Source organism: uncultured Helicobacter sp. (genome assembly GCF_949282165.1).
Classification (GTDB): domain Bacteria; phylum Campylobacterota; class Campylobacteria; order Campylobacterales; family Helicobacteraceae; genus Helicobacter_F.
Window position 1 is genome coordinate 34,664 of record NZ_CASDOV010000005.1, and the last position, 12,160, is coordinate 46,823.

General features: G+C 48.6%; 8 protein-coding genes. 3 read left to right on the forward strand and 5 right to left on the reverse strand.

All coding sequences use genetic code 11. From position 1 onward, the window contains the following. Nucleotides 1–10: 10 nt before the first annotated feature. Both ACH2BK_RS04300 and ACH2BK_RS04305 read right to left on the reverse strand, forming a co-directional pair. Nucleotides 11–3,136, reverse strand: coding sequence for an efflux RND transporter permease subunit (locus ACH2BK_RS04300; protein ID WP_395002225.1), 3,126 nt, complete (start codon nucleotides 3,134–3,136; stop codon nucleotides 11–13). A 10-nt stretch (nucleotides 3,137–3,146) separates the two neighbouring features. Continuing rightward, the gene (locus ACH2BK_RS04305) at nucleotides 3,147–4,271 is read right to left on the reverse strand and encodes an efflux RND transporter periplasmic adaptor subunit (RefSeq protein ID WP_395002226.1); all 1,125 of its coding nucleotides are present in this window, start codon (nucleotides 4,269–4,271) and stop codon (nucleotides 3,147–3,149) included. A 306-nt stretch (nucleotides 4,272–4,577) separates the two neighbouring features. Here ACH2BK_RS04305 and ACH2BK_RS04310 point away from each other — a divergent pair, with 306 nt between their 5' ends. Together ACH2BK_RS04310 and ACH2BK_RS04315 are read left to right on the forward strand one after the other, a co-directional pair. Next, nucleotides 4,578–5,510 carry a transaldolase gene (locus ACH2BK_RS04310; RefSeq protein ID WP_395002227.1) on the forward strand — a complete coding sequence of 311 codons (933 nt, stop codon included), beginning with the start codon at nucleotides 4,578–4,580 and terminating at the stop codon, nucleotides 5,508–5,510. Nucleotides 5,511–5,513: 3 nt separating this feature from the next. Beyond that, nucleotides 5,514–6,689: a patatin-like phospholipase family protein gene (locus tag ACH2BK_RS04315; RefSeq protein WP_395002228.1), complete on the forward strand. Its 1,176-nt coding sequence runs from the start codon at nucleotides 5,514–5,516 to the stop codon at nucleotides 6,687–6,689. A 6-nt stretch (nucleotides 6,690–6,695) separates the two neighbouring features. Here ACH2BK_RS04315 and ACH2BK_RS04320 read toward each other — a convergent pair whose 3' ends face one another. The 3 genes from ACH2BK_RS04320 to ACH2BK_RS04330 all read right to left on the reverse strand — a co-directional run bounded on the left by ACH2BK_RS04320 (nucleotide 6,696) and on the right by ACH2BK_RS04330 (nucleotide 11,332). Next, nucleotides 6,696–8,762 carry an ATP-dependent helicase gene (locus ACH2BK_RS04320; RefSeq protein ID WP_395002229.1) on the reverse strand — a complete coding sequence of 689 codons (2,067 nt, stop codon included), beginning with the start codon at nucleotides 8,760–8,762 and terminating at the stop codon, nucleotides 6,696–6,698. After that, nucleotides 8,763–9,998, reverse strand: a complete 1,236-nt coding sequence (locus tag ACH2BK_RS04325; RefSeq protein WP_395002230.1) for an aspartate aminotransferase family protein — start codon at nucleotides 9,996–9,998, stop codon at nucleotides 8,763–8,765. Between the two features lie 116 nt (nucleotides 9,999–10,114). After that, nucleotides 10,115–11,332, reverse strand: coding sequence for an argininosuccinate synthase (locus tag ACH2BK_RS04330; RefSeq protein WP_395002231.1), 1,218 nt, complete (start codon nucleotides 11,330–11,332; stop codon nucleotides 10,115–10,117). 122 nt (nucleotides 11,333–11,454) lie between these two features. On the opposite strand from ACH2BK_RS04330, the gene ACH2BK_RS04335 reads away from it, so the two are divergent. Further along, nucleotides 11,455–12,159, forward strand: a complete 705-nt coding sequence (locus ACH2BK_RS04335; protein ID WP_395002232.1) for a hypothetical protein — start codon at nucleotides 11,455–11,457, stop codon at nucleotides 12,157–12,159. Nucleotide 12,160: the final 1 nt, after the last annotated feature.

The window sequence follows — 12,160 nt, forward strand, 5'->3', positions numbered from 1 at the left end:
CCCAAAGGGATTATTTGCTTGAGAACTTGCGCTTTAAAAACTCGCTAAGTCGCGCAAAATATGTCCAAAACAGCGGGATAAAAAATGTCCCGATAAATGTCGTGGCAAGCACGCCGCCAATCACTCCCGTGCCTATGGCGTGCCGACTTGCCGCTCCCGCACCGCTACTTATTGCCAAAGGCAGCACCCCAATCCCAAAGGCTAGAGAAGTCATCACGATGGGGCGGAATCTAAGTCTAGCCGCCTCTATGGCAGATTCTATAATGCCTAAGCCCTCCTGCTCGCGCTTGTGCTGGGCAAACTCCACGATCAAAATCGCATTTTTAGCCGCTATAGCGATGAGTGTTACAAGCCCTATTTGGAAATAAATATCATTGCTTAATCCGCGTAGCAAAGTCGCCAATCCCGCACCAAACACCGCAAAGGGCACGGCAGAGAGCACCGCAAAGGGCATAAGCCATCGCTCATATTGCGCCGCTAGGATCAAAAACACAAACACCAAGCCTAGCACAAAGGCTAGCATACCCGTGCCGCTGCTTGCTTTTTCTTGATAAGATATGCCTGAATACGCGATTGTGTAGCCCTCTGGTAGGACTTCCTTTGCCACTTCTTCAATCGCCCTTAGCGCATCACCGCTCGAATACCCCTCGTTGGCGTCGCCCATAAGCTTGGCGGCGGGGAAGAGATTGAATCTATCGATAATATCGGTATTGACAATACGCTCAAAATCCACAAGCGAGCTGATAGGCACGAGACTGCCATCGCTTGATTTGACAAAGGCACGGCTAAAATCCTCGGGAGATTCTCTAAACTCACTCTGTGCCTGCACAAAGACTTTGTAAGTGCGTCCATAGAGGTTAAAGTCATTGACATAGTAGTTGCCAAAAGTGCTTTGTAGCACGGTAAAAACATCATTGACATTGACTTTAAACGCCTTTGCCTTTTCCCTATCAAGCGTTACATAATATTGTGGGATATTGGCATTTAGGAGGCTCCGCACGCCCTTGAGCTCTGGGCGTTTGCTCGCTTCTGCCACAAGCAAATTGGCGTAATTGTTCAAATCCGCTACACTGCCTCCGGTTCTATCTTGGAGATAGACTTCAAAGCCCCCCGCAAGCCCCATTCCCATAATCGCAGGGGGATTGATCACAAAGGCAGTGGCATCGACTTTTTGATTAAGCGCACCCGTGAGAGCCCCCGCCACACTAAAGGAATCTTCTCCCTTGCCCTTACGCTCGCTCCAATCTTTGAGATTCACAAACGCGGTGGTGGCGTGCGTCCTAGGCGCGCTCGCCATCATATCATAGCCTTGGATAAGCATAAAGGACTGCACATTTGGATTGTTTTTTAGCACATCAATCATCTTATCGCCCTCTGCAATATTGCGACTTAGCGAGCTCGCAGGCGGCAGGGACATAAAGGCAATAAGCATACCTTTATCCTCTGAAGGCACCAAGCCATTAGAGAGCTTGCTAAATATCCCAGCAGTGGCGAGCAAAAATGCCCCAAAAAGTAGCAAAAGCAACAAGCCACGACGGATAAATTTGCTCACGCTAAGCGTGAATTTTTCAGTCAGCCAATCAAAAAAGAGATTAAACTTGCGCACGACTAAAAAGGGTTTGGGCTCTTTCTTTTTGAGGATAGAGACACAGAGCGCGGGCGTGAGGGTGAGCGCGACAAACCCAGAGATGACTACTGAAATGACGATGGTTACGGCAAACTGCTTGTAAATCTCCCCAGCAAAGCCCCCGATAAATGCCACAGGGATAAACACTGAAGAGAGCACGAGCACAATCGCTATCACAGGGCTTTGCATCTCATGCATCGCCTCAATCGTCGCGTCTTTGACTGAAATCTCGGGGTGGCTATGCAAAATCCGCTCGACATTCTCAATCACGATAATTGCATCATCAACCACGATACCAATGGCAAGCACAAGCCCAAAGAGCGTGAGTAGATTTATGGAGAATCCTAGCGCATACATTCCCGCAAACGCCCCGATAATCGATACAGGAATAGCGATAACCGGAATAATCGTGGCGCGAAAATTTTGCAAGAAAAAATACATAATGATGATAACAAGCACGATGGCTTCTACAAAAGTCTTAATCACTTCTTTGATAGAGATAGCTACAAACTTTGTCGTATCATAGGCGATATCATAGTGCATACCTTGTGGGAAGTTTCCTGAAAGCTCTTGCATTTTTTTCTCGACATCGTGTGCGACTTGCAATGCATTAGCCCCGGGCTGCAAAAACACCCCAAAGCCCACCGCGTCCTTGCCATTAAACTTATTGCGGACAGTATAGGTTTCTGCGCCTAGCTCGATTGTGGCGACATCTCTTAGACGCAAGCTCGAGCCATCAGAATTGGAACGAATGATGATATTGCCAAATTCTTCAGGCTTGATAAGCCGCCCCTGCGTGTTGATAGAATAAGTAAAGACAATATCCTTGCGCATTGGCTCTTGTCCAAACTGCCCCACGGCAAACTGCGCATTTTGCTCTTGGATCACTTGCGCGACTTCAGAGGGCGTGAGGTTGTTTTGCGAGAGCTTGTCGAGATCAAGCCAGATTCTCATTGAGTAATCCCGCGATCCAAACGCAGAGGCATCGCCCACGCCGGGCACCCTCTTTAGCTCATCGGTGACATTAATCGTCGCGTAGTTTGCGATATAAATAGAATCGTGTGCGGGATTGTCTGAATACAGCGTATAAACCGAGAGGATAGTCGAGCTGCGTTTGCGCACGGTTACCCCCAGTCGCTGCACCTCTTGGGGGAGCTTGCTCATCACGGCTTGCACGCGGTTATTGACATTGACTGTCGCCATATCGGGATTGGTATCATTAGAAAAATACACGGTAATCGATACGCTGCCGCTTGAGGAAGAGGAGGATTTCATATACAGCATTCCCTCCACGCCATTAATGCTATTTTCTAGCACGCTTGCCACGGTGCTTGAGATAACCTCTGCGCTCGCACCGGTGTAGTTAGCCGAGACGACGACTTCCACAGGCGTTACTTGCGGGTATTCCTCTGCTGGGAGACTAATGATTGCTAGCGCACCCACAAGCGTGATGACAATCGACATCACGATAGCAAATACCGGACGATTGATAAAAAACTTAGAAAACATCTAATGCCTCCTAGTGCGCACTTTGGGGCATAGTTTGGGGTGCTATCTGTGGGCTGATTTCACTGCCTTGACGCAATTTTGTGAGGTTATTGGTGATGAGCATATCGCCATCTTGCAATCCACTTAGCACGATCACTTGCCCATTTTTTAGCATTTTGCCTAGGCTTAGGCGCGTCATCTGTGCTTGGTTGTTTTTAGCCACATACACATAGCTTCCTTGAGAATCTTGCAAAAGCGCGTTTTGTGGGATTGCGATACTTTTTTGTGCCTTGAAACCTTTGAGATTTACACGCACGATTTCATTGGGTAGCAGGATATAAGCATCGTTATTGACGATAGCCCTCGCCTTAATCGAGGCAGTTTGAGAATCTAGCACGCTATCGAGGAAGTCTAGCTTGCCGCGTTTGTCATAAAGCCTGTCATTGCCTAGGATAAACTCCACTACTACATTATCCTTGTCCAAATCACGCATATAATAAAAATCCGTGCTAGGGATAGAAAACTCCGCATAGATAGGCGTGAGCTGCGTGAGAGTCGTGAGATAGGTATCGCCCCCGCCGCCATTGCGCCCCACGAGATTGCCCACATCATAGCGCCTTATACCAACTCTGCCCGTAATATCTGCCGTGATATTAGTGTATTTGAGATCCACAAGCGCATCATCGAGCGAAGCCTTAGCACTATCGACATTTGCTTGGGCGGATTGGTAGTTATACATCGCGTTATCGTATTGATCGACGGTAAGCGCGCCCTGCTTATAGAGTCTCTCCGTCCTTGTCCAATCCTTGCTCGCTTTGGTGAGGTTAGCAAGGGCGGTGTTGTATTGGGCTTTTGCCATATTTACGCGGGCTTTGTAACGCGTGGATTCTATAGTAAAGAGCGTCTGTCCTGCTTGGACGATATCGCCCTCGGTGAAGTTTTGGGTGAGCAAAATCCCCTCAACCCGTGCATAAATATCCACGCTCTGCACGCTTTTAAGCCGCGCAGGATATTCAAAACTCAAATCGACATCTTGACTGATGATCGTCTGCACACTCACTGGCAATGCGCCTCTTTGGGGCTGCTGCTCTTGTGAATTACAGCCTAGCAGTAGCACCAAAAGCCCTATAAAGCCTATATATTTGTAACAACTCATAATATCCTCCATTTTATGCAAGTTTGTTTCACAAACTTGGTATCGGTAATGAGAGCAAAGCCCTCATTACCTCCGCTGCGCGAGCATACATAGAATCTAATGCGAGATTATAGAATCTTTGGTGCAAACGCGTCAGGAACGCGATTTGGCAATTGCGTAGATTCTATAACAGCCTTGAAAAAGAGGTGGGATTATAGCATAAAAATATTATTGTAAGTAAATATTACTATAAGAAAATCTTTGCATTGCTTTTGCTACAATGCCACAGAATCTAGGCGAGATTCTAAGGAATAATAAGGAGATTTAATGACGACAGAGCAGTTGCAAAAAATAGGTTTTAGCTTGTGGTGTGATTTTGTGCAGAGGGACTTTTTGGATCACGCATTTGGTGCGCTCCTTAGCCAAGGAGGTGGTTTGCTAAATGGCGCAACAAGCAATCCAAGCATCTTTGCCACTGCCTTGCAATCGCCCCATTACGCGCAGCAAAAGGCGAGTTTGCACGGGTTGGATTCTAAAAGCATTTATGAGCACCTCGCCTTTAGCGATATCGCCAAAGCCGCAGATATGCTCGCGCCACTGCGCCAAGCCGACGCGCGCCAGGGCTTTGTGAGCATTGAGATCGATCCATTTTTGTGCGATGACGCACCAAGGAGTATCGATGAGGGCGTGAGGATTTTTAAAACCCTAAATAAGCCTAATGTGATGATAAAAGTCCCAGCCACGCAGGCAGGCTATGAGGTGATGAACGCACTGCTAGCGCGCTCTATCCCGGTAAATGCCACGCTGATTTTCTCCCCTGCTCAAACCAAATCTTGTATGGAGGCTTTTGCCCTAGCGCGCAGAGATTCTCTAGCCCAAGCGGTGGTGAGTATTTTTGTCTCGCGCATCGATCGCGCCTATGGCAGCACCACTCTAGGCATAGCCAATGCCAAGGAATGCTATGCGTGCGTCCAAAGCTTTGAAGATCCTAACTCCCGTGCTCTGTTTGCCTCCACAGGCGTGAAGGGCGGGGATTTGCCACCGACTTATTATATAGATTCACTCCTACTGCCAAATGCCATCAACACCGCGCCCCTTGACGCGCTCAAGGCGTTTTTAGAAAAGTTGCGCACGGGCGATTGTGAGAGCGTGCAGCCCACTTGCACAGAGCTAAATCACACAATAGACTACGACAAACTCCTAGATGAGGGGCTTATGGCGTTTAAGCAAAGCTTTCACACTATGCTAGAGAGCCTCTAGCTAATGCTAAAGCGCGCGATTGTCCTAGGAGGTGGTGGCTCTAAGGGCGCGTATCAAATCGGCGCGTGGAGGGCACTGCGAGAGCTTGGGGTAGATTATCACATCATCACAGGCACGAGTATCGGGGCGTGCAATGGCGCGCTGATGGTGCAGGGGGATTATGAGCGCGCATTGGAGCTATGGCAGAGCATTGATATCGATAAAGTCGTGCTCAATGGGCTCAATCTGCGCGCGGACATTAGCTACTATATGGAGCATAGCGACAGGCTTTTTGGCTTTTTAAAGACTTATACGAGCAATAAGGGTATGGACACCACGCCGTTTGTGAATCTTTTGGGGCGTTTTATCGATACGGAGCGGTTTTTCGCCTCAAGGGTGGATTATGGGCTTGTGAGCGTGCGCTTCCCCTCTATGCAGCCCATTCTCAAATGCAAAGATTCACTCCCAAAAGCACAATTACGAGATTGGATTATGGCTTCCTGCTCGTGCTTCCCGGCGTTTCCTATCTATGAGATTGCGGGCGAGGGTTATATCGATGGCGGGTATTATGACAATCTGCCCATCTCGCTTGCCTTTAGGCTTGGTGCGCAGGAAGTCATCGCCATCGCGCTCAATCCCAAGCCCCACGCCTACACAAACCACCCCTTTGTGCGCTGTATCCAGCCTAGGGAGCGTTTGGGCGGTATGCTAGATTTTGATAGCGATATGATACACACACATATCGGGCTTGGGTATTTGGACACGCTTAAGAGCTTTGGGCGTTTGGTGGGGAGGGATTTTAGCTTTGTTGCGCAGGATTTGGGAGTGTTTGTCAGCGCGTTTGGGCGCGCTCTGGGGGAGATTCTCTCCTATGAGCTTAGAGCCCATACCCCACAAATGCTTGATAAACTCCTTACCCCCACGCCCTTGTATGAGAGAATCTTAGAGCTTTTGGGCGCGCGTGAAAACCACACCATCACCCTAGCACTTATAGAATCCCAAATGCACCTCCACCGCTACAATCTGCTAGAGACATACCACCTCGCAGAGATTCTAAGCACGCTTGCAGACAAAAGCAGGGCATACCTGCACGCGCGCGGCATACCACTTGAGAGCACTCTCACAAACACAGAAAGCCTTGATGATGAGGCGCTGCTAGCCCTTGTGTTTTGTGCCTTTATGAGGCAAGTAGCGATTTAGAGGCACTCAGAGCTTTTGCACAAAGCTCTGTAATATCACGCGTTCATTACCGCCAAAATTTATCTTTAACGCCACGCTTCCCCCGCTATCGCGCACCTCACACACGCGCCCAGTGCCAAAGACTTTGTGCAGCACCATATCATTGACTTTGATACTTTCATCTTGCTCGCCATCGTGGCGCGCTAGAGAGGAGGTGCTTTGGCTCCCAGATTCTGTCAAAAATCGTGAAGGGCGCAAAAATCGGCGCTTCCCATGGACAAATCTACTCTCCACACTGCACAAATAAAGCTTGCGCCGCGCCCTTGTAAAAGCCACATAGCCTAGCCTACGCTCCTCTTGGAGCTCATCGCCACCGCCATATAGTGGGAACATCTCCTCCTCAAGCCCTATCACAAAGACATTATCAAACTCCAAGCCCTTAGCACTATGTATGCTCATACAGCTCACACACTCCCCGCCCTGCTCATCGCTGCTTGAGCTAAGCGCGATGGTATTGAGAAAATCCTGCAAGCTCTCATCGGGATTTTGCACCACAAAATCGCGCAAAACCCCATAAAACTCCTCGATATTGGCTATCCTATCCACCGATTCTAGGGCATTAAACTCCTTGCTAAAATCTAACCACTCCTGCAGAGATTCTATAAATGCGAGTTTTTCAGAATCTGCTAGCTCCTTTAGCTCCGCAATTTTGGCAAAAAACCCTTCAAGTGTTTTGAAGTTTTTTTGCCCGAGGGCTTTTGCGCATTCTTCTTTATACGCGCTAAAAGTCTCTGCGATACTCATCTGCTTGGCTCTTGCGAGCGATTCTAGGTTTTCTTGGGATTTTTTGCCTATGCCGCGCCGAGGCGTGTTGATAATGCGCAAAAGCGAGTAATCATCGCTAAGATTATGCACAAGACGCACATAGCTTAGCAAATCCTTCACCTCCGCACGCTCATAAAAGCGCATAGCCCCGATGATTTGATAGGGGATTTTAGCCTTATTAAACGCCTCCTCTATGCCACGCGAGAGGGCATTTAGCCGAAAGAGCACAGCAAACTCTCGCGCTTTTTTGCCTTGAGTGAGTTCCTTAGCGATAATCGTAGCAATGGCACTTCCCTCTTGTGCCTCATCTTGGGAATGCAGGATTTCTACTGCTTGCCCGCTCTCCTTGGTGCTTTGGAGGTTTTTGCCCAAACGCCTTGTGTTGTGCGCGATGAGGGCGTTGGCTGCTTGCAAAATCTCTGGCGTGGAGCGGTAGTTTTGCTCGAGCTTGATGAGCGTGGCATTGCTAAATTGCTGCTCAAAGTTTAGGATATTGTTGATATCCGCACCGCGCCACCCATAGATACTCTGATCGTCATCGCCCACCACACAGAGATTAGTATGCGTGCTTGTGAGATAGGAGAGGAGTTTGTATTGAATCTCATTGGTATCTTGATACTCATCAACCATAATATATTGGTAATGCCTACTTGTCTCATCGCGCAAATCCTCGTGAGTGCGGAGAATCTCGCAAGTGAGATAGAGCAAATCATCAAAATCAAGCATATTTTTGCTACGCAAAAACTCCTCATACTCGACATACACGCGATGCAGGGCTTTATACTCTGGTGTGTGGGCATAGGCGGCGGCAGATTCTGGGCCAAGCGAGGCGTTTTTGCAGCTACTGATATAGCCTAGGATTCTCTGTGGCGTGAGATTGGGAGCAAGCTTTTTGGCAATGCGTTTGCAATCATCAGAATCTAAAAGCGTGAAGTTCGCACTACGCCCTAAGCGGTGTATGTGGAAGCGCAAAAAAAGCAAGCCAAATTTGTGAAAAGTGCAGAGCAAGGGCGGGGCTTGGGTGCTGGATTCTAAAAGTGCCATAGCGCGCTCGCGCATCTCCGTTGCGGCTTTGTTAGTAAAAGTGAGGGTAAGGGTGTGCTGGGCTGGCACGCCAATCTCTTCGATGAGATAGGCAAGGCGCGTGGTGAGCGTCTTTGTCTTGCCACTGCCCGCCCCCGCAAGGATAAGCAACGCCCCCTCGGTGTGCTCCACTGCTTGGCGTTGCTGGGGGTTTAGTGAATCTAGACTGCGCGAGAGTTTGCTCATTTAGGGATTCTTGGGTTTTTGAGAGTTTTTTAGCTCTTTTAGCGCGTGTGATAGCCTCACAAAGCCCTCATCAGTCTCGCTTTTTGTGATATTTAGCGGAGGCAAAAAGCGCAGCACATTGCTCCCTGAGCGCAGCACTAGCACGCGATTTTGCAAGCACGCGCCAACAATCTGTGTCAAAATCTCTCCATCACGCACTTGCAAGCCACACATAAGCCCCAATCCCACGCGTTTGCTAAAAATCTCGGGATAATGCTTTAACACAGAATCTAGCTTAGCGTGAAAGTATTTAATCACCACATCAAGCACCTTGTCTTTGCGCATTTTCTCTAGGGTTTTTAGCACCGCTAGTCCTGCATTTGTGCTCAAAAAATTCCCCCCAAAGGTGCTCCCGTGATCGCTAGGCTCAAACACATCCACAAGGCGTGTCATACACGCACCAATAGGCACGCCCCCAGCCAAGCCCTTTGCCATCGTGATGACATCGGGTTCTATGCCATACACCTTAGAGGCAAAAATCTCGCCACTGCGGTAAATCCCGCTCTGCACCTCATCGATGATGAGCAAAATATTTTGCTCTTTTAGAATCTTAGCGAGATTTTGGACTTGCTTTTTGTCTAGCGCGTTAATCCCACCCTCGCCCTGCACGAGCTCTAAGAGCACTGCTATGGTTTGAGAATCTATCTTATTTGGCACATCAGCGAGATCCTTAGCGCGCACAAACCCATCGGGGAATGGCGCGAAATGCTTGTGAAACTTATCCTGCCCCGTGGCTTTGAGCGTGGCGATCGTGCGCCCGTGGAAGCTAGAATCTAGCGTGATGATTTTATAACGCCCTGCACTCTGCCCGTATTTGCGCGCGATTTTGATAGCACACTCATTTGCCTCCGCTCCGGAATTGCCAAAAAACACGCGCCACTTGGATTTGTCGCCACTGCCTCGCTTGTAATACTCCACAAGTCGCGCAGCGAGCTTGGCTTGAGGCTCGATATAGTAGAGGTTGGAAGTGTGGATGAGGGTTTTTGCGCTTTTTTTGAGGGCTTTTTGCAGGGCTTTGGGGCTATGCCCTAGTGATGCCACGCCTATGCCACTGCCAAAGTCGATATAATCCCTATCTTGTGTATCTTGCAGCCTCGCGCCCTTGCCTTTGACAAACGCCACCTTTGCGCGCGTGTATGTGGGCAACACATAGGTTGTATCCAACGCCTCTATTGCCTTAAATCCGTGCTTTGCCATATATTCTCCTTGTAACGATTTGCTCAAAAAACTTAGGGATAAACCAAACAAAGCGGCGTTTGCGTGCTTTACGCCCCCTAGTCTCTCCCTATTTATTTTTGCCTCACTCCTTGTGCTTACCCCTTTGCTTTCCCGGCGATGATAAACCTTAGGGCGTTTAGCTTGATAAACCCTGCGGCGTCTTTTTGGTTATACACAGAGTCTTCTTCAAAAGTGCTATAAGCGGCATTAAAGAGGGAGTTTTTGGATTCTCTGCCTAGCACGGTTACATTGCCCTTGTAGAGCTCTAGCCGCACTGTGCCACTCACTTTCTGTTGAGTCTTATCGATGAGGGCTTGGAGTGCCTCTCGCTCTGGGCTAAACCAATAGCCATTATAGATGAGCTCGGCATACTTTGGCATAAGAGAATCTTTGAGGTGTGCCTCCTCTCTATCGAGGGTGAGAGATTCTATGGCTCGGTGGGCTTTGAGATAGATTGTCCCGCCGGGTGTCTCATAGCAGCCACGCGATTTCATACCCACATAGCGATTTTCGACTAAATCAAGCCGCCCGATACCATTTGCCCCACCTAGCTTATTGAGTGTATCCCAAAACGCTGCTGGGCTTAGCCGCTCTCCATTTATCGCCACGCCATCGCCCTTCTCAAAGCTAATGGTGATAATCGTGGGGCTATCTGGTGCGTTTTTGGGACTCACACTCCACCGCCACATATCCTCCTCGGGTGCAACATTAGGATCCTCTAGTATCTGCCCTTCATAGCTGATATGCAAGAGATTGGCATCCATAGAGTAGGGCGATTTGTTAGGCTTTTTGTCTATCTCTATGCCTGCAGATTCAGCATAGGCTAGGAGTTTCTCTCGGCTATTTAGCTCCCACTCACGCCACGGGGCGATGACTTTGATATCGGGATTTAGCGCATATGCCCCGATTTCAAATCGCACTTGATCATTCCCCTTGCCTGTCGCTCCGTGGGCTATGGCGTCCGCTCCCACTTCCCTAGCGATTTCCACTAGTCGCTTAGCGATTAATGGGCGTGCGATACTCGTGCCTAGCAGATACTCGCCCTCATAAATCGTATTTGCCCGAAACATCGGAAAGACAAAATCACGTATAAACTCCTCACGCAAATCCTCGATGAAAATATTTTGGGGCTTTATGCCTAGCTTAATCGCCTTTGCCCTTGCTGGCTCGACTTCCTCGCCCTGCCCAATATCTGCCGTGAAAGTAACCACCTCGCACCCATAGGTATCCCCAAGCCATTTTAAAATCACGCTCGTATCTAGCCCACCGCTATAGGCTAGCACGACTTTTTTGATAGGTTTTGTGTTTTGCATAACGCGCTCCTTAGTCAAAATATCGCGCCATTATACTCAAGGCTTTATTATGCTCGCTTTAGAATCTAAAAGAATCTCTGTGCTATAATTCCCGCCATTTTTTGTCTGTGAAAGGAAGAGAGATGAGAGCATTTATAACGCTTGTCGCTGCAATATGCGTGGCACTAGGTGCGCAAAACCCACAAGAGCGTATCCAATCCCTGCTAGATTCTAAAAAAATCCCCGCCAAAGTCGTGAGCACACAGGATTTGGGGCACAACTTGCGCGCAGTGGTTGTGGAGCATACCCAAAATGGTGAGCGTATTATGCTTTTTAGCTCGAGCGATGGCGCGGTGCTCTTTAATGTCGGTGAGCTTATGTGGAGCGAGGATAATGCGTTTTTGGGCAAGCTTGAGCGCATTAGCACGGAGTTTGAAAAAGCCCAAAAGGCTAGGGTGGATTCTGCAGCCCTTGAGCTTTTTAACACCCACAAAGATGCAGTGATGAGCTTCAAAGCCAAAAAGCCCACGACAAACACGCTTTATATCATCTCCGATCCGATGTGCCCCTACTGCCTCAAAGAGCTTGAAAATCTCCCCTCGCGTCTAGAATCTAGCAATGTCAAAATGCTTGTGGTGGGATTTTTGGGCGAAGATTCTCTGAAAAAAGCGAGTGAGATTCTCTCCCAAAAAAGCAGTGATGAGCGCAAAAACCTCGCATTGCTACAAAAAATCTATGACAAAAACTACAAGCCAAAAGATACCAAAAACCCAAAAGTGCTAGAGATTAGCCAAGCAGTGGCGCAAGCTGGCGTGCATAGCGTGCCCTATCTCATAGAATCTAAATAAA